Origin of the sequence: uncultured Oscillibacter sp., from assembly GCF_910587525.1 — a bacterium.
Lineage (GTDB): Bacteria > Bacillota > Clostridia > Oscillospirales > Oscillospiraceae > Oscillibacter.
The window spans coordinates 1-17,888 of sequence record NZ_CAJULS010000036.1 but is presented as its reverse complement, the minus strand read 5'-3'; the positions used below and the strand labels follow the sequence as shown (position 1 = coordinate 17,888).

Below are 17,888 nucleotides of genomic sequence, written 5' to 3'. Positions count from 1 at the left end.
CCATCGACAAACTGCTCTCCAATGAAAAATACACCGGACGGGTGCTGCTCCAGAAGACGCTCAGCACCGGCGCTGTTCAGATCGAAAACAATGGCCTCATGGAACGGTATCTCTACACCGGTTCCCATGAGGCCATTATTTCTGACGAGATGTTTATGGCGGTACAGCAAGAGAAATTCAAACGAGCGAAGAATCCTGAAAATACGGTTGCTATGAGTTTCACATTCTGATAAAATGAAGAAAACTTAGGAATGCGGATAAGCCAAGGCAAGGAGAACAATTACTCATCTAGTATTTGGATATTCCATTTTTACACCATCGGCAAGGAGGTAGGCTATGAAAAATTATAGCTATAAACCAACTGATGAAAACGTACTTAAATTACTAAAATCTGATGTAATAGGCCGAGTTCAGGATATTAGGCAATTTATGACACTCTTAGCAAACATGGAAGATGATTGTTATTCAATAGCTCTTAATGGGGAATGGGGCTCAGGTAAGACTTTTTTCATAAAACAAATAAAGTTGCTTTTGGATGCTCAAAATCCCTGCTCCTCAATGGATGATGAATCCAGAAAAGTTGCGTTAGGAACTGTAAATTCTAAATTCAAAATTCCAGAAAGTTATACAACGGTCTATTATGACGCCTGGATAAATGATAACCATAATGATCCAATTTTATCGCTCATCTATGCTACAATCAGTAACAATCAGAGCGAATTCACGCCCGAAAAAAGTCGTTCTCTAAGTGATGTAGTGGCTGCACTTGCCTCTACGTTAAGTGGCCATGATATTTCTACTCTTTTGCAACAGATAAAAGGCTCTGACACTTTTGGGGATTTGAAAAGTGAAAATAACACGCGCAATCTGATCAAAGACTTCATCGATCATTTAATTCAAGAACACGGAAATCGTTTGATTTTCTTTATAGACGAACTTGATCGCTGCAAGCCAGACTATGCAATTCGTTTTTTAGAACGAATTAAGCATTACTTTGACGATAACCGTGTAACTTTCGTGTTTGCGGTAAGTCTATCTCAGTTGCAATCCACAGTGAAAAGCTATTACGGTTTAGAATATAATGCGACACGATACTTAGATAAGTTTTTTGACTTGCGAATATCATTGCGAAGCATCGATTTAGAGGCTTTCATTAGCAATCAGCTTAATATGGGGCAACATTATATTTTTGATATTGTTTCGATTGAATCTGCAAAGTATTTCAAATTTTCATTACGAGAAACAGAGCGATATGGACGAATGATGAAAATAGCTAGCAACGCTATTGAAAAGCATTCCAGAGGATTTTCAGAAGAAAACGCAAAACTCTTCGCCTCATGTTACATTGTACCCATTATGCTTGCTCTTCAAATGTATGATATAGAATTGTATAACAAATTTATGATGGGTTCTGAGCCAGCTCCAATGGTCAACATCCTACTACGCCCTAATGTGAATCTTCGAGTTAACTGGCTCCTTTCTTCTCAGGAAACTTATGATGAGGAAACTCAAATCATAAACCGTGGAGAAGGGCAAAAGCCCATTCCATTGTCGGACAGACTGATAGAAGTATATACTGCTCTTTTCTCGAAGTCAGTTGAACGGGGGCGACGCGGAATTACCATTGGAGAAATGACTTTCGAATATTCTACATATCGTTGTATTGAAGAAATTGCTTCAATGCTTTCTCCTCAGTCAGAATATCAATTTGAGTAAAACTTTGAAATATGAGTTCAGCGTTTGTAAGCCCGGAACCAAAATGCTTTTAATGAATCTTATGTTATAATTATAAATATTTCGGCCATATATGGAAAGGACTGTCACAATGACGGCATCTGAATCTCTAATTCATTTAACGATTCGTATAGTGTGCGATACTCCACATGGTCAGTCATGTGGAACAGGATTTTTCTTTCAATATTCTACTTCCAAAGAAGGCGTAACTATACCAGTCATTGTAACGAATAAACACGTTGTTCGTGGTGCAACCACAGGTTACCTTGTTTTTTCTCTTTGCGATGATAGTCATAATTATATTCCTGGGAAAAACCATACATATCAAATATCGAATTTTGAAAAAGCTTGGATTTTTCATCCAGACAATAACGTTGATTTGTGTGTACTTCCAATACATCAGTTTTACAAAGAGTATAAACCAGACGAGTATAACTTATATATGGTTTTTGCGACTGAAAAAGACCTCCCTACCACGGAGGAGACGAATGAGTTTTCACATATTGAAGATGTTACGATTATTGGTTATCCAGATGGACTTTGGGATGAGACTAATAATCTTCCGCTAGTTCGAAAAGGAATTACCGCTTCATCTTTACATTATGATTTTAATGGGACTCCATGTTTCGTAATAGATGCAGCTATATATGGCGGTTCAAGCGGTTCTCCAGTGCTTATTTATAATGAAGGGCATTTTTCTGGAAAAGATGGTTTAATGATAGGAACTCGAATAAAGCTCGTAGGCATTAATCGAGCTGTCTACCTCCATCCAATCACAGGTGAGATTACTGAAATCAAACAGCATAACACTGCACTTGGAAAAACTGCAGTTAGTATCCCAAATGGACTTGGTATTGCTGTTCACGCACGGAAATTGTTGGATTTTAAGCCACTCTTATAAGAACTGTATTTATCCGCAAAATATGAAAACACTGGATATTTCACACTATTAAGCTTCTAAACGTGTATCTTTTTCATCAACACAAGGCACATCGGAGCAAATTTCATATTGCTTGCTCCGACTTTTTCCAAATATCAGAGCGCACTCATTGCGCTACTCCTCTTTTCCCAATTGAACCCATTTCACTATGATTTGATCTGGTTTTAGATGCGAATCTATAAAAATCGATTTTGACCGCTTATTCCAACCTGTGTTGACAAAAAAGATGCAGGCAAAAATCCCGCACTTGGGAGCCGCTTCGTAAGGAAGTGGCTCTCAAACTTTTTGTCAGGTCAGCCGAATGTGATTGAATTGCGGGAAATCCAACACTTCGGAGGTACATATCATGGAAAAAACTGCGTTTGAAGGCCGAGTTGTTCCTTCGCATCCGCAACAAAAGTGCCGCGATATCCAGCATCTGCACAGAACTTTTGGATAACGGATGTTGCCCATACCTTCGTTTTGCGGCAAATATCCCGCCTTTTGTGTCATGAATATTGGAGGAATGAACCACAACAGACAACAAGCAGCCCGGCACATCCACTACGATGTGCCGCTTCCTGCCTTTCGTTTTTTCCCTCCGTCAATTCCGCGTCCTTCGTTGGCTGCTACCGTTTTTACGCTCCGGGAATTAATGATTGCGCAGCTTGGACTCTCCTTGCGTCCGGCATTTGTTCGCATCTTTTTACAAAATGCTCCAGAATGGTATCCCATAGCCCACTGATCCGGGCACGGCGATAAAACTGTGTACGGTTGAATACGGCGAAAAATCATGAGGCAACTGTCTCCATTTGCACCCCGAATCCACCAAATACAGCACTGCATCCGTCAATTCCCGCTTACTCCATGTGCACTTGCGCATTCCCCCATACAGTGGCGCTATCTCTTCCCACTGTTTATCGGTCAAGTCGCTGGGATGCCTCTTTCGCCTGTTTTCTTCCATACCCCTATTCTACCACTGCCTTATCCACTGGTGAATACAGGTTCTAAGCAAGAGCCGCCTCAAGTCGTCATCAACAACACAAGTGCAATTTGCTTTTTTCCCGTGCTTGTGCTATTTTATGAGAAATGTACCACAAATTTCCCGCTGTGGGAAGTGTATACCGGAGGTATGATATCATGGTACGAGAGATTGTGCGGGACGAAGCTTTCTTCGCCTGAAAGTCCGGCCCCCTGCGAGGCAGAGGAGAACTGTCTTTCCCTCACCGGCACCCGGAAGGCCAGACGCCGGCAGTCCATCGGGGTGCAGTATCAAAAACGGGCAGTTCCAGGCCCGCTTCAAGACCTTCAGCGGCTGGCCGGCTCACATCATCCAGCACGAGATTGACCACTGGCGGGGAGAATTTTGATTTGAACCGGGAGGGATTTCTATGAAGCGTTTCATTGTCTTATCCGACACCCACGGCCTGCTGCGGCCGGAGGTGCTGGACTGTCTGTCCCAGGCGGACATCATCATCCACGGCGGAGATATCAATACCCAGGCCATTGCGGACAGGCTCCGGGAGTATGCGTCCCTCTACATCGTCCGGGGCAATAGCGACAAGGAGTGGGCGGAGGATCTGCCGCAAAGCCTGACCTTTTCCGTTGAGGGAGTCCGCTTTTTTCTGGTTCACAACAAAAAGGACATTCCCCCGGACTTGTCTGATACAGACGTGGTTATTTACGGCCACTCCCACAAGTACGCCTGCGAGAAGCGGGACGGTGTACTATGGCTGAATCCCGGCAGCTGCGGCAGACGGCGCTTCGACCAGGAAATCACTTTCGCCGTCATGACCGTTGACAATGGACGCACCCAAGCAGAAAAAGTGGTGATTCCCCATGAGAAAAAGTAACGTGATGGAGCTGGGGCTGACCATCCCCCTCCAACGGCGCCTGAAAATCAAGGCGCTTCCCTACGGCCAGGAACCGGACCGCCGCTTCTGCTGGGACCTCCACGTCATCCCCATGCGGAGCCGCCCCAGCCTGCTGGCGGTCCACGGTTACACCCGATATATGTTTGTTCTCTATGACCTCAGCCGTCCGGAGTGGGAGCGCCTGCCGGACGTCTTTTCGGAGGGACTGAGCCGCAGCTTGTCCTGCGCCGGTTTTCCCGCGGAAGCAGCGGCGGCGCTGTGCGGCTCAGAACCGCCGCTGTTCACCAAGACCCATGGCCGACGGGAAGTGGCATTTTTGAACCGCGCCTGGGAAGACGTGATGTCTGCGGAGCTGGCCCTGGACGAGAGTGGCCGGAGCCAGCCCCTGCTGGACCAGCTTGTTAATGCCGAACCCGGCCGCTGTGTGGGCGCGGATGGTCTGGCCCCGGCAGCGAAGCGGCTGGCGGAGATGGTTTCCCGGATCTGAAAGGAGAGACTTTCATGCGCATCATCATCGCCCCGGCCAAAAAAATGGTGGCGGACACAGACAGCTTTGCCGCAGACGGCCTGCCCCAGTTTCTGGAGCAGGCAGAACAGCTGAAGGCCGCCCTTCAGAGCATGTCACCCAGGGAACTGCAGGCTCTCTGGAAGTGCAGCGGCGCCATTGCCAAGCTGAACGTGGAGCGGTTGGAACAAATGGACCTGCGCCGCAGTCTTACCCCGGCGATTCTCTCCTACGATGGCATCCAATACCGCTACATGGCCCCCGGCGTGATGGAAACGGCCCATCTGGACTACCTCCGGGAGCGCCTGCGAATCCTCTCCGGATTCTACGGCCTGCTGCGGCCCTTTGACGGCGTGACCCCCTACCGGCTGGAGATGCAGGCCAGGCTGGCAGTGGACGGCTGCCGGGAGCTGTACCAGTTCTGGGGAGACCGTCTGGCCCGGCAGCTGGCCTCCGAGACGGATTTTGTGCTGAATCTGGCCTCCAAGGAGTACAGCAAAGCAGTGGAGTCCCGCTTGCCCGGGTCCGTCCGGTTTGTCACCTGCGTCTTCGGTGAGCTGAAGGGCGGCAAGGTCATCGAGAAGGGGACCCAGTGCAAGATGGCCCGGGGACAGATGGTGCGCTGGCTGGCAGAGCGCAGCGTCACAGACCGGGCGGATATCCGGGCCTTTGACCAGTTGGGCTACCGCTTCCAGGCGGAGCTGTCCGCGGAAAATCGAGATGTATTTATCAAACAATTGAAAAATCCCAACTGAACAGGAGTGGAGTAATATGGGAAAACAGATCCTGACCGTTCTGGGCGGAGGCCGTCCCAAGGGCAACACCGCCCAGCTTGCAGAGGCTTTCATACAAGGGGCGGAGGCCGCAGGCCACAGGGTGGAAACCGTCTCCCTGGTAAAAAATGAGGTCAAGGGCTGTCTCGGCTGCAACGCCTGCCGCTATGGAAAACCCTGCGTCCAGCGGGACGCCTTCAACGGTCTGGTCCCCACGATCAGGGCGGCGGACTGTATTGTGTTTGCCTCACCGCTGTATTTCTGGACCCTCTCGGCCCGGGTCAAGGCGTTTATCGAGCGATTCTACTGCATCGCGGAGGAAGACCCCGCTCCCCCGCTGGGCCGTTATGAGAAGTACCCAGTCAAGGACTGCGCCCTGCTGATGACGGCGGCGGACGACTTCTTCTGGACCTTCCGGCAGGCGGAGTCGTACTACAAATTTGCCCTGGTGAATTATATCGGGTTTCACGACCGGGGAACGCTGCTGGCGGGCGGCTGCGGAGACACCAACGGCCCGCCTCAGATCGGAAAAACAAACCATCTGGAACGGGCCTTTGCCTTTGGGCAGACACCCTATCCCCCAGAGGATTAGGCCTTGTTTGAGCAATGGCGAAATGCTCAACGGCGGGAGATTTTTTCGCCGCTCAAGGCGTTTTGACACCTTTCAAACAAGGCCTAATCCTCCGGATACAGTCTTAAGCCGTTTCCCGGCTGGGAGTAATTTCATATAAAATCCCCCAATTCAGGGAAAACTGAATCAGGGGTGATGAAAATCATGCGTTTTTTCCGCGGCACAGATGGAACAGGGCCCTATTTTGAAGGGTGGTATTTGAAGCACCAGACTCCGCAGGGGCAGACCCTCGCGCTGATCCCCGCGTTCCATATTGACGGCAGGGGCCGCCGCACTGCGTCCCTCCAGGTCGTTTCAAACGACGGGTCATGGTGGCTGGAGTACCCGGAGGCGCAGCTGCAGGTTTCCCGGCAGCCGTTTCGGGTCCAAATCGGGCAGTCCAGCTTTACCAGTCAGGGAATCAGCCTCCACATTCAACGGGACGGTCTTTCTCTCCATGGCGCCCTGCGCTACGGCCCCTTCACTGTCCTGCGGTCCGATATCATGGGGCCGTTCCGGTTTTTTGCGGGGATGCAGTGTTCCCACGGCGTCATCAGCATGGGACACTCCTTGGCTGGAACGCTGGAGCTCAACGGCGGGCGTCTGGACTTCTCCGGCGGAATTGGATATATCGAGACGGACCGGGGCCGCTCCTTTCCCAGCGCGTACCTCTGGACCCAGTGCATTTGGGGTGGGCCGGAGCCCGGCAGCCTGATGCTTGCGTCTGCAACGGTTCCCTTGCCGGCAGGCGGCTTCACCGGCTGTATCTGTTCCGTTTTTTACGGCGGCCGGGAATACCGCCTGGCAACCTACCGGGGCGCCAAAATCGAGGCGTGGTCCTCTTCCGGAGCGGTCATCCTTCAGGGGAGGTACCGCCTGGAAGCGGAACTCTTGAACGAGCGGAGACAGCCCCTCCGCGCCCCGGTGGAGGGCCGCATGGAGCGCACCATTCACGAGAGCCTCTGCGCAAAAGTGTGCTACCGCTTCTGGCACGGGAAAGACCTCCTGTTTCAGCACACAGACCCGAATGCCAGCTTTGAGTTTTCCTCAGCAGGCTGATTGCCGTTACCGGCAAAATATGCACCCATTTTCGAAGAACCGTTGCACCCTTCCGGCAATCAGGTATGACAGCGCCATTTTGCGGCACATATTGCCACTGCCGAAGCACCAAATTTGTGCAGACAGTTCCTGCGCAAAAATAATCGCTCTGAGGGGAACCGCCTGACGCGGCGGTTCCCCTCTTTTCTGCCGGGTCAATACCAATCGTGTTTCTCGTTTCGGTCAAGGGCATTGATCCGCGCCATTTCTCCGTCGCTCAGGGAAAACGCATAAAGCTCCGTATTTTCTCTGATATGGTCAGGATTGCTGGAACCAGGAATCACCGCCACGCCCTTTTGCAGGTTCCACCGCAGAATCACCTGGGCGGAGGATACGCCGTGGGCCTCCGCGATGCCGGAAATCACTTCATCGCCCAGCAGCTCCGCCGTATGCCCCCGTCCCCCCAGCGGATACCAGCCCTGGACAACGATGCCCAAATCCTGGATGTAGGGGATCACGTCATTTTCCTGGTAGTACGGGTGAATTTCATTTTGCACCAGCGCCGGGGTGACGGTCACCTGGGGCAGAAATTCTTCCAGCTCTTTGACATACCAGTTGGACAGGCCCAGGGAGCGGATTTTCTCGGCCTCTGCAAACCGCTCCATAGCCTGATACGCCTTTACATCGTTTCGGTCAGGATGATGGAGGAGCATCATATCCACATAGTCGAGCCCCAGCCGGTCCAGACACGCCTGAATGGATGCTTCCAGGTCTGCCATTTCGCTGCCCGGATAAATCTTTGTAATCACGAAGATCTCCTCGCGCCGGATGCCCAGCTCCTCCACAGCCTCCCGAACGGCCTGGCCGACCTCCCGCTCATTGCCATAGGCAGAGGCGGTGTCGATCAGCCGCACACCGCTGGCCAAAGCTGACTTTACCGCGTTGACGCAGGTCTCCCCGCGGAGGCTGTAGGTCCCCAAGCCGTTGATGGACATTTCATAGCCGCTGTTGAGGGTGACAGATCTGGTATCAAAATGAAACTCCGCCCTGCCGGAGGCCGGACCTGCCGGTCCGGGCAGTTCCAGCCCGTTGATCCACTCCTCCACCGTACCGCGGGCAGTTCCTCCGGCAAACCGGCGTCCGGCAAGCCAGTTCGCTCCGCCGGCCAGCGGATGCAGGTTTGTATCACTGGAGCCGAGGCCGCTGGAATGGGAGGTGCAGAATGGAACGACGGTCTTACCGGTGAAGTCGTAGCTCTCCAGGAAGGTGCTGATAATCCGGGGAGCCTGCCCATGCCAGATGGGATAGCCGAGGAATACCACGTCATAGTCATCCATGTTTGTCACGCCGCCGGAAATGCCGGGGCGGGCGGCGCAATGTCATTAAGATAAGACCAATTTCCAAATAATGGGGCATCAAAATGTTCTTAGATTTCAGCTAAGCACTTAGAATCCAAAATATTTCTGCACCCCATTATTGGGTAAATTTCCTTAACTTAATGACATTGGCGGGCGGCGGGGTCGTTTTGCTCCCGGTCGGCACGGCCGTTGGTATAATAGGCTAGGTCTGCATCTGTGTAAGGGACCTCCGGCACAATCTCATAGAGGTCCGCGCCCAAAATATCCGCCGCATACTCCGCCAGCGGGCGTGTGGTGTTGGTGGCGGAGAAATAGGCCACCAGCGTTTTCCCGGCAAGGTCCGGGGGGACATCCTCCTGGCGCGCAAAAGTAATCTCCACGCCGCCTCCCCCCAGAGCCCGGCCCAGCTCAGCCGGATTGGTCAGCCGTCCAAGAGGGGTGTAGGAATAAGAAGTCGTGAAGCTCTGGTAAAACAGTACCAGGCAGTCCGAGCCGAACAGCATCAAATCCCCCGTTTGGATTTTCTCAGGTCTGGCGGCACCTGTTGGAAGCGCATCAGGCAGATCACAGTATTTTTCGTTGCCGTTCAGCTCCTGCATGGTCACCGTCATTGGGAGCTGTTTCCACAGGGCATCCGCCGCCGGGGTGTCATACAAAACCGCCTCAAAGCGCTGCCCGCTGACAGATACGGTAATTTTTCGCCCAGAATCCGATGTTTCCGCCGTTAAATAGTGATACAGCATAGAAGCAGCTTCCCCCCGTTTGATATTTGTCTTTGGGTCAAAACGGCCGCTTTCCAGCATGCCCTCCAGGATGCCGCTGGCGCCAGCCCAGCGGACTGCCGCCTGCGCCCAGCCGGAAATGGATGAGGCATCAGAGACATTCGTGGCTGCGGCGCTTTCCGGGCTTCCCGCATAGCGCCACAGTATAGCGGCAGCCTGCTCCCGCGTCGCAGGATCATTCACGCCGAAGGCGCCGCCGCCATAGCCGGAGATCACGCCGCTTTTCGCCGCCCAGGAAACCGCGTCACTGTACCAGGACCCGGCCGCCGCATCCGTAAAGGCAGGAGCGCCGGACACGGCAGGTGTATCGCTCATACGGTACAGTATGGCGGCCAGCATTGCGCGGGTCAGATCCGCCTCCGGCGCGAAGGCGCCCTCGGAAGTTCCGCCCATAATGCCGTGCTGCCGGCAGTAGTCCACCGCCTCGGCGTACCAGGCACCGGCAGGGACATCAGAGAAGCCGGCGGTCCGGACAGGTTTGGAAGTGAGCTGTCCGGTGTCCGTGCCGCCGGCAGCGGAGCGTTCCGCCGCCGAGCAGGAGGTCACAGTCAAAAGGCAGAATGTACAAACTGCCAATACAAGCGCCGAAAAACGCCTTTTCATATTCCTGCCTCCTCTGTCTCAATATGTTTGATGATCCGGGCAGGGACGCCGCCCGCTATCACATTGGGCGGCACATCCCGGGTAACCACCGCGCCCGCGGCTATGATCGCCCCGTCTCCAATGGAGACGCCGGGAAGGACGACGGCCCTGGACCCAATCCAGACGTGATTGCCGATGGTGATGGGAGCCGGATAGTTGTCTCCCCGTTCTCCCGGCGAAAAACCGTGGTTGATGGTGGCCAGCACCACCTGGTGTCCAATGAGACAGCCGTCCCCGATGGTGATGCCCCCCTGGTCCTGGAAGCAGCAGCCGGCATTGATGAATACGCGCCTGCCGACTGCGATATTTTTGCCGCAGTCCGTGTGGAAGGGCGGAAACATACGGAAACTGCCGTCCACCGGCTTTCCAATGATTTGGGAGAACAGTTTCCGAATTTCCTCCGGCGTGTGGTAGCGCCCGTTCAATTCCATGGTCAGCCGCAGGGCCTCCTGGGCCAGGTCATGCATCGCCTGATGGGCCGGGGAGCCGCCGAAAACCGGGATGCCCTGTCTCATCTGCTCCAATACCTCTTTTTGCTCCATGACACGTACCTCCGTCTTTACCGGTTAAAGCTGGTCCGGCGGATCATTCCGGCGGCAGGCTCCCGCCGCCTCCGAAAACACTCTGACGCACCTTCCTATTTCAAATAGCTTTTGAAGAATTCTTCCAGTTTGTCAAAGGGGATGATGTCCGTCCGGTCATACAGGTCGGTGTGAACGGCGTCCGGAATGATCAGCAGTTCCTTGTTGTCCCCTGTCAGCTTTGCAAAGGCATCCCTGCTGAAATAGCAGGAGTGGGCCTTTTCCCCATGCATCACCAGAACGGCGCTGCGAATCTCACCCGCATAGGCCAGGATGGGCTGGTTGAGGAAGGACATGCATCCGGTCCTGTTCCAGCCGCCGTTGGAGTTGAGGGAGCGGCGATGATAGCCCCGCGTCGTCTTATAGTAGTCATAGTAATCCTTCACAAAGAACGGCGCGTCATCCGGCAGAGGATCGACGACGCCGCCGCCCAGAACGTACTCACCGCTCTTGTAGTCAGTAATGCGCTGGGCATTCAGGGCCTTGCGCTTGGTATAACGGGCCTCCTCGCTGTCCTCGGCGTCAAAGTAGCCGTTGGCGTTGACGCGGGACATATCATACATGGTAGAAGCTGCAGCGGCCTTAATTCGGGTGTCCAGCGCCGCTGCGTTCAAAGCCAGACCGCCCCAGCCGCAGATACCGATGATGCCGATTTTTTCCTGGTCCACATTCTCCTGCACGGAGAGAAAATCCACTGCCGCCTGGAAGTCCTCGGTGTTGATGTCCGGGGAGGCCATATAGCGAGGCGTTCCGCCGCTCTCGCCGGTAAAGGATGGATCAAAAGCGATGGTCAGAAAGCCCCGCTCCGCCATCGTCTGGGCGTACAGGCCGGCGGCCTGCTCCTTCACCGCGCCGAAGGGGCCGCAGACGGCAATTGCGGGCAGCCTGCCATCCGCTTTTTTGGGCGTATAGAGGTCGGCGGCCAGGGTAATGCCATAGCGGTTATGGAATGTCACCTTGCGGTGATCGGTCTTTTCGCTTTTTGGGAAGGTCTTATCCCACTCCTGCGTTAGAATCAGCTTTTCTTCCATTTTGAAATTCCTCCTAATTGATAGATCAGATAGTCCAGGCAGTCGATCTTTCGTTGTTCTGCGTGGCAGCAGTCCAGCAGTCTCTGGCGGTGACGGGCCAGCAGAGCGAGGCTTTCCCGCTTTTTTCCCGCGGCGTCCAGCGCCCAGAACTGCCGGATCAATTCCTCGCCGCAGCCCGCGTCCATCAGGTTCCGAGTCACAGACTCCTGCGATCTCAGCTCATCCATGCTCCCATCTCCTTGCAGCTTCAGTATAGATGCTCCTCCGGAAAATAGCAAATACATATAAAGAATATCGAATTATACTTGAAAGATATATTTTGAGGCATTATACTGGAGCCAAGGAGGCGGTATGATGGACATTCGGGTACTGCAATATTTTCTGGCAGTGGCGAGAGAGCAGACGATTTCCGGAGCGGCAGAGGCGCTGCACATGACCCAGCCGCCCCTGTCCAAGCAGCTGATGGAGCTGGAGCAGGAGCTGGGAAAGCAGCTCTTCATCCGCGGCCGGCGGATCACACTGACCAAGGAGGGGATGCTCCTGCGGAAACGGGCGGAGGAGATCGTATCTCTGATGGAAAAAACAAAAGCCGAGGTCAGCGCCTCGGACGAGAGTATCAGCGGCGATATTTATATTGGCGGCGGCGAGACGGAGGGGATGCGCCTGATTGTGCGGACCGTCAAACAGGTGCAGGAGCGGCATCCCAATATCCGCTTTCACTTTTTCAGCGGCGACGGCTATGACGTGACGGAGCGTCTGGACCGGGGACTGATCGATTTCGGCACTCTGATCGAACCCATTGACATGAGCAAGTATGACTATCTGCGCCTGCCCCGGCCGGATACCTGGGGCGTTCTGATGCGGAGGGATCATCCGCTGGCGGAGCTGGAGCGCATCCGGCCCGGGCATCTGCGGGAGGTGCCGCTGATCTCCTCCCGGCAGATGACAGGGGAGAACGGACTCTCCGGCTGGCTGGGCTACGACCACGAAAAACTGAGAGTAGCGGCTACCGGCAACCTGGTCAACACCTTGGTCCTGGCGGTGGAGGAGGGCGTGGGCTGCCTCCTGACACTGGACCAGCTGGTCACGCTCCCCAGCGGCGGCAGCCTGTGTTTTCGCCCGCTGGAGCCGAAGTTGGAGTCGTGGATGTATCTGGCCTGGAAGAAGTATCAGGTGTTCACCAGCGCGGCGGAGGTTTTTATCCGGCAGCTGAAGCTGTCGCTGCCGGAGGCATGATGCGGTCTCCTCCCCCGGTTCCGCATGGCCAGAGCCTCCCGCCCCGGGAACGGCCGCCAGGGAAGACCGGGAATCACGCCTCTAAAGCAGATGCTTTCACCAAAAAGGAGACACGCACGCGTGTCTCCTTTTCGTATCCTGCATCGAAAGCGGCTGCGCCGGCCATTATGGGGCTGCTCTGGCAGAAATTCTAAACATTCCGAAAAACAGTTAAGATGCGGCTACCAATGACAAAGAAATACTGCCCTTTACGTTTCCCAAAGCGCCGTCCGCGGCCCGGATGAACAGTTTATATTTTCCGGGCTTTGCCGGAGGCTTCACGGTAAAATCCGCAGTGCATTTCAGGGGCTCACCCTGTTGGCGCAGGTTGTGCACGGACCAATAGACTGCATCCTTCTGTTCGTCCTCAGCGAAGAAAACCTGCATCCCGCTTCCTGTTTCCGCGGAAATGTCATACCGGATTTTGTCTCCCTCGGACAATGTATATTCCCCCAGAAAAACGGTCTTGCCGGCTCCTACAGTTTTCAGATCAACAGGGATAATTTCCACACCGGCGTCATCCATATCGCCAAACAGTTCCGTCAATTCCGCCTCTGTCATATAGGCGGCGCCTGTGATTTTGTTGTCCGCGTCGCGGACGATTTTGATATTGACCGTCCCTTTCGGGTTCATATTCAGGGTGTAGAAGGATTTGTTGGACCGGATATCCAGAAAAACGTTGACCAGCTTCCCCTGATAATAATAGTCCTTGCCGTCCATAGTGACGCCCACCGCCCCGTATTCCGCCTTCTGGGCTTCTGCCCATTCCCTTTCCTGCTGTTCTTTCAGGACATCGAATTCATCGTCCCTGTCCAGCAAGATAAACAGCATAGACTGGAAAGCCCAATTTCCGTCCTCCAACGCCCGGTCCAGCCAGGCCTCCAGCGTGTCCTCGCTCATCTGCATAGCCAGGGCGGCAAAAAACGCGGTGTTTCCATCCTCATAAATGGTTTCCGCCAGATGCCGGATGGAGGCGCAGTCCTCGTCCAGCAGATTGACAACAGCGCCCAAAAACGCGATCTCTTCGTCCGCGTAAATCCGATCCAGCCATTTCCCCTGAGCCTCCTCGTCCAGCCGGGAGAACGCTATCTGAAACAGGGGCAGGCTGCCGGCCTCATAGTAGTTCTCTATCCTTGAAAGGGTCCTGCTGTCTGCGTACTGCTCCGTCTGTGAAAGAGCCCCGTTGTCTGTTTCCCTGGGATAGACGGTATTATCATAGGAACGGCCTCCGTAGGCAACCGCAACGATCGCTCCGACCGATTTGCCTGCGGCATTTTTACCCGCACTGGCGATGTCATAATCCCGCAGAGTAATATTATAGATCTGCGCATGATCTTTAGCAACGCCAAACAGTCCGACAAGCTCCGCGTCCGGGTCGGTCATGGTGAGCCCTCTAATCTCAAACCCGTTGCCGTTGAAGGTTCCCGTAAACGGGTGATCCCAAGTTCCGATGGGCGTCCATTCATCCGCGGATAACTGGATATCCGCCTGCTGCATATAATTCCGGTCCATGCCGTACGCGCCAATTGCCCTGAGCTGGGCCTCGTTCTGAACAAGATAGTATGTCGTCCCCTTGATTTCCAATGTTTCTATCTCCGGTAAATCATCAGACCGGGAGAGCAATCGCTTTTCCACATCGGTTAAATTCGGCACGCCTGCGGCGACGGCGGGATAAACGCCGACGAAAGCCGCCCCGAACATCACGCACAGCGTCAGCGCTCCCGTCAAAAGCCGCACCGCCGTTGACTTCTTCCTGAACCTCATGATCGCCTCTAACCTCTCTTTCAACAGCTGTTTATTTTCGCTTAAAGTGACAGAGCCAAGATTTTCCTTGTATTTCCCAACTGCGGCCATCGCGTCAAGCAGGGTTTTCCCGTAGTCCTGCGCATAATCGTATCCCATTTTTGCGAGAACTGCCTCATCACAGGAAAATTCACACGCTTTTGTAATTTCCCGGCTCATAAGATGCACAAGGGGATTAAACCAGTGCAGACAGGCCGTAACCTGCACCAACCATTTATAGAACATATCCCGCCGCTTGTAATGCGTCAGCTCATGCAGGACGATATACTGAAAATCCTTTTCGCCAAATTCCGCGCCCGGCAGCACGATACACGGATGGAAAAAGCCAATCAGCAGCGGCGAGGAAATCAGGGGATTGACGCAGAGCTCTACAGGCTGTCTGACGCCTGCCCGCTCCGCAGCAGCGGAAAGCCGGTCTAACATCCCGATATCAGAAACCGGGGTCAGTCCAGCGTGGATATACCGCAGAAAGCCCTGATAGATTGTCACCTTTCGTATCAGCAGGCCCAGTGCAGCCGCCAGCCAGACCAGCCAGACATGGTTGATAAGCAGCGTCCAAATATCCTGAAGCGGATGGGCGGCTGTCAGATTTTCCGCCGGACGAATTGTGTTTTCGCTGTTCTGCCCCAAATCAACGGCAGGGGTAGGATTGCCTCCCGGAGCGCCCAGTGCAGGCTGCGGTAAAGGAGCGGCCCGGGTGACCGCCTGATCGACAGCCTGATAGGTTTTCCCCAACAGGTTTGCCTCCGGCCCGAACGGGAGCAGCAGCCGCAAGACAACGACCAGCCAGATATAATACTGCCACTGCCGGCTGATTTTGTCTTTCAACAGCTGCTTTCCCAAAAGCAAAACCAGGATAAGCAAGCCGCCGGAAACGGACATGGACAGAAAAATTTTCAAAACTGCGTTCATAGCTGCTCTCTCCCCTGCTCCAGCAGTCTTTTCAACTCCTCGTACTCCCCGTCCGCCAGCAGGTCGCCCATAATCAGATTGGAAACCAGCCCTTTTGCGCTTCCCTCATAGATTTTGTCCAGGAAGTTTTTTGTCTGCGCCGTCTGGTACTCTGTCTCCGAAACGAGGGCGGTATATTCGTTGCGGCGTCCGATTTTCCTGGCGCTCAAAAACCCCTTGTTCATCAGCCGCGACAACAGCACGATCAGGGTGTTTTTTTGACACGGCCTGCCCCTGGCTGCCAGCCCATCCATGATATAGGGAAACAGCGTTACCTCCTGCGGGTTTCCCCATACGATTTTCATAATTTCAAGTTCAGCATCGGATATCTGCTGTATCATGCGCTTCCCCCCTAATGTATACACAATGTTGACATCAGAAATATAACGCGATGTCATCCTTTTGTCAAGCTGATTTTATCGCCGCCGCGGTTGCAGGGGATTTCCCGGATCACCCGCTCCAAAATGCCGCATCCGCGCCGCTGTGCGGCGGGCTGTATAAAAGCGCCCCCGGCAAAAGCCGGGGGCGCCGCCTGCCGAAAACTTGGAATTTGCGGCCGGGGATTTACTCATCCCACACAGGAGCCGGATTCCTCTTGGTCCAGTTCTCCATGCGCCGGCCCTCCTTGCGGCGGGCACAGGCGTGGGATCCGGCGGCCGCCACGCGGGTGATGTACGCATGGGGGCAGAAGGCGCCGTCCTGATATGTCAGCCGGCCCCGCGCGGAAAAAGGAGGACGGAGGACGTGCAATTGCCCCGGCCGGGCAGGCGGGCTCTGCGTATCCAAGCCCGCCGCACGCTGCCCTCATGCTGGTCTGCGCCAGACTCCGCCACGTAGCGGTACCCGGTGGGAAGGCAAGAAATACATAAATATGAAGCACTTAGAGGCCTCTCTGGAGGACACCTCTATTGCTGCCTAACCCCATTTCCCCAGAGCGGCAAACGAATTTGCGCATATCTTTTGACATTACCCAACTCCCATGACTGTTCCATTTCAGACTTGAAGTAAAACTGTGCTGTCATGGGAATTTCTCCGCTTTCCGCCAAAATCCGCCGGATTTTTGGCAGAGAGGATGCGGGTTCCGTTTGGGGGAAAGCGATTTTAGCCGCTTTTTACCTGCAGTTCTTGCGTTTCAAGGGGCACGGACCTTTTCAAAATATAAAACCAACAAGCAAAAATACTTCTGAATTACTCTCGACTTTACCAGCGAGATATGCTATAGTAAGAAACACACTTTATAGAAAAGCACTCTGTTTTATGGATTGATAGTCATGAAACCTTCGAAGAAGCAAACGCGGACGATGGAAGTTCATATGGAAGCGGCGGATACAGCACGGGGCCAGTTTTCCCAGCCTCCCGAAACATCCAACGAAACAATCATCGCCAAAGGCACGGCGGTGTCAGGCCATCTGTGCGGCGGCGGGATGCTCCGGGTGGAGGGTACCATCGAAGGAGCCGTTGAAATAACGGGCGTTGTGGTCGTAACAGTTACCGGCGTGGTCAAGGGGCCTATTCACGCAGACACAGTTTATGTGGCCGGGTGCGTAGAGGGCAATGTTTTTGCGAAAGACCTGCTGCAGCTGGAAATGACAGGGGACCTCAATGGGGACATCATGACGGCATCTTTTCTGATTTATGACGGCGGCCAGTTGAATGGCTGCTGTACAATGACAGGGGCAGGGCAAGAACCCGTTTTTTTATATTGACGGCTGACCATATTGAACCACGTCATATACATGGTTAAAGCGAACAGTGGGCGGAACAAAGCTGACGTTAGATAACGTAACTTCTGAAAGTATAGGAAAATCAAGGTTTTCGAGCGGCGGACAAGCATGATATGTACTAAAAAATCGAATATCGGCGCATGAGCGGCGTTCATATCCCCTGCCGGGGAGATGGGACGCCGCTTTTTTCATGTCCAGACACCGAAAGGAGCGGAGAACCATGCCAGTATTCCGCGTGGAGAGGAACAAGGGGTACACGGTGATGTCCAACTACCACCTGCGGGACAA

At 53.7% G+C, this 17,888-nt stretch carries 18 protein-coding genes and 1 pseudogene; 11 read left to right on the top strand and 8 right to left on the bottom strand.

Annotation, left to right across the window (positions count from 1 at the left end; all coding sequences use genetic code 11):
• From QZ326_RS05245 to QZ326_RS05235, 3 genes are all read left to right on the top strand, one after another.
• On the top strand, positions 1 to 230 hold a 230-nt coding region (locus QZ326_RS05245; protein ID WP_295742172.1), incomplete at its 5' end, for a recombinase family protein.
• 106 nt (positions 231 to 336) lie between these two features.
• Positions 337 to 1,716, top strand: coding sequence for a P-loop NTPase fold protein (locus tag QZ326_RS05240; protein WP_295742170.1), 1,380 nt, complete (start codon positions 337 to 339; stop codon positions 1,714 to 1,716).
• 109 nt (positions 1,717 to 1,825) lie between these two features.
• A complete protein-coding gene (locus tag QZ326_RS05235) occupies positions 1,826 to 2,635 on the top strand; it encodes a serine protease (RefSeq protein WP_295742169.1) in 810 nt (269 codons plus the stop codon).
• 724 nt (positions 2,636 to 3,359) lie between these two features.
• Here the strand turns inward: QZ326_RS05235 and QZ326_RS13400 are convergent.
• A complete protein-coding gene (locus QZ326_RS13400; RefSeq protein WP_365328423.1) occupies positions 3,360 to 3,617 on the bottom strand; it encodes a transposase in 258 nt (85 codons plus the stop codon).
• A gap of 228 nt (positions 3,618 to 3,845) precedes the next feature.
• Here QZ326_RS13400 and QZ326_RS13395 point away from each other — a divergent pair.
• The 6 genes and pseudogenes from QZ326_RS13395 to QZ326_RS05210 form a co-directional block, all read left to right on the top strand.
• A pseudogene (locus tag QZ326_RS13395) lies at positions 3,846 to 4,023 on the top strand (peptide deformylase); the annotation flags it as partial.
• Positions 4,024 to 4,044: 21 nt separating this feature from the next.
• The gene (locus QZ326_RS05230; RefSeq protein WP_295742166.1) at positions 4,045 to 4,506 is read left to right on the top strand and encodes a metallophosphoesterase family protein; all 462 of its coding nucleotides are present in this window, start codon (positions 4,045 to 4,047) and stop codon (positions 4,504 to 4,506) included.
• Positions 4,493 to 5,014 carry a DUF6933 domain-containing protein gene (locus tag QZ326_RS05225; protein ID WP_295742163.1) on the top strand — a complete coding sequence of 174 codons (522 nt, stop codon included), beginning with the start codon at positions 4,493 to 4,495 and terminating at the stop codon, positions 5,012 to 5,014. Before QZ326_RS05230 ends, QZ326_RS05225 begins: the two co-directional genes overlap by 14 nt.
• Positions 5,015 to 5,028: 14 nt before the next feature.
• Positions 5,029 to 5,787, top strand: a complete 759-nt coding sequence (yaaA, locus tag QZ326_RS05220) for a peroxide stress protein YaaA (RefSeq protein ID WP_295742160.1) — start codon at positions 5,029 to 5,031, stop codon at positions 5,785 to 5,787.
• Between the two features lie 16 nt (positions 5,788 to 5,803).
• The gene (locus tag QZ326_RS05215) at positions 5,804 to 6,397 is read left to right on the top strand and encodes a flavodoxin family protein (RefSeq protein WP_295742157.1); all 594 of its coding nucleotides are present in this window, start codon (positions 5,804 to 5,806) and stop codon (positions 6,395 to 6,397) included.
• Between the two features lie 237 nt (positions 6,398 to 6,634).
• Positions 6,635 to 7,474 carry a tocopherol cyclase family protein gene (locus QZ326_RS05210; protein ID WP_295742154.1) on the top strand — a complete coding sequence of 280 codons (840 nt, stop codon included), beginning with the start codon at positions 6,635 to 6,637 and terminating at the stop codon, positions 7,472 to 7,474.
• Positions 7,475 to 7,668: 194 nt separating this feature from the next.
• Here the strand turns inward: QZ326_RS05210 and QZ326_RS05205 are convergent, their stop codons facing one another.
• From QZ326_RS05205 to QZ326_RS05185, 5 genes are all read right to left on the bottom strand, one after another.
• On the bottom strand, positions 7,669 to 8,811 hold the full coding sequence (locus QZ326_RS05205) for an aldo/keto reductase (RefSeq protein WP_295742177.1): 1,143 nt from the start codon (positions 8,809 to 8,811) through the stop codon (positions 7,669 to 7,671).
• Between the two features lie 137 nt (positions 8,812 to 8,948).
• Positions 8,949 to 10,196 (bottom strand): cyclophilin-like fold protein, encoded by a 1,248-nt coding sequence (locus QZ326_RS05200; protein ID WP_295742151.1) that lies wholly within the window; start codon positions 10,194 to 10,196, stop codon positions 8,949 to 8,951.
• Positions 10,193 to 10,777 carry a sugar O-acetyltransferase gene (locus QZ326_RS05195; RefSeq protein WP_295742149.1) on the bottom strand — a complete coding sequence of 195 codons (585 nt, stop codon included), beginning with the start codon at positions 10,775 to 10,777 and terminating at the stop codon, positions 10,193 to 10,195. Before QZ326_RS05195 ends, QZ326_RS05200 begins: the two co-directional genes overlap by 4 nt.
• A gap of 95 nt (positions 10,778 to 10,872) precedes the next feature.
• On the bottom strand, positions 10,873 to 11,847 hold the full coding sequence (locus tag QZ326_RS05190; protein ID WP_295742146.1) for an alpha/beta hydrolase: 975 nt from the start codon (positions 11,845 to 11,847) through the stop codon (positions 10,873 to 10,875).
• The gene (locus tag QZ326_RS05185; protein WP_295742143.1) at positions 11,832 to 12,074 is read right to left on the bottom strand and encodes a hypothetical protein; all 243 of its coding nucleotides are present in this window, start codon (positions 12,072 to 12,074) and stop codon (positions 11,832 to 11,834) included. Before QZ326_RS05185 ends, QZ326_RS05190 begins: the two co-directional genes overlap by 16 nt.
• Before the next feature lie 127 nt (positions 12,075 to 12,201).
• Here QZ326_RS05185 and QZ326_RS05180 point away from each other — a divergent pair, with 127 nt between their 5' ends.
• Positions 12,202 to 13,083, top strand: coding sequence for a LysR family transcriptional regulator (locus tag QZ326_RS05180; RefSeq protein WP_295742174.1), 882 nt, complete (start codon positions 12,202 to 12,204; stop codon positions 13,081 to 13,083).
• 210 nt (positions 13,084 to 13,293) lie between these two features.
• Here the strand turns inward: QZ326_RS05180 and QZ326_RS05175 are convergent, their stop codons facing one another.
• Positions 13,294 to 15,837 (bottom strand): M56 family metallopeptidase, encoded by a 2,544-nt coding sequence (locus QZ326_RS05175; protein WP_295742140.1) that lies wholly within the window; start codon positions 15,835 to 15,837, stop codon positions 13,294 to 13,296.
• On the bottom strand, positions 15,834 to 16,217 hold the full coding sequence (locus QZ326_RS05170; RefSeq protein ID WP_295742139.1) for a BlaI/MecI/CopY family transcriptional regulator: 384 nt from the start codon (positions 16,215 to 16,217) through the stop codon (positions 15,834 to 15,836). Before QZ326_RS05170 ends, QZ326_RS05175 begins: the two co-directional genes overlap by 4 nt.
• A gap of 930 nt (positions 16,218 to 17,147) precedes the next feature.
• Between QZ326_RS05170 and QZ326_RS05165 the strand changes: the two genes are divergently transcribed.
• Positions 17,148 to 17,582: a polymer-forming cytoskeletal protein gene (locus QZ326_RS05165; protein ID WP_295742136.1), complete on the top strand. Its 435-nt coding sequence runs from the start codon at positions 17,148 to 17,150 to the stop codon at positions 17,580 to 17,582.
• Positions 17,583 to 17,888: the final 306 nt, after the last annotated feature.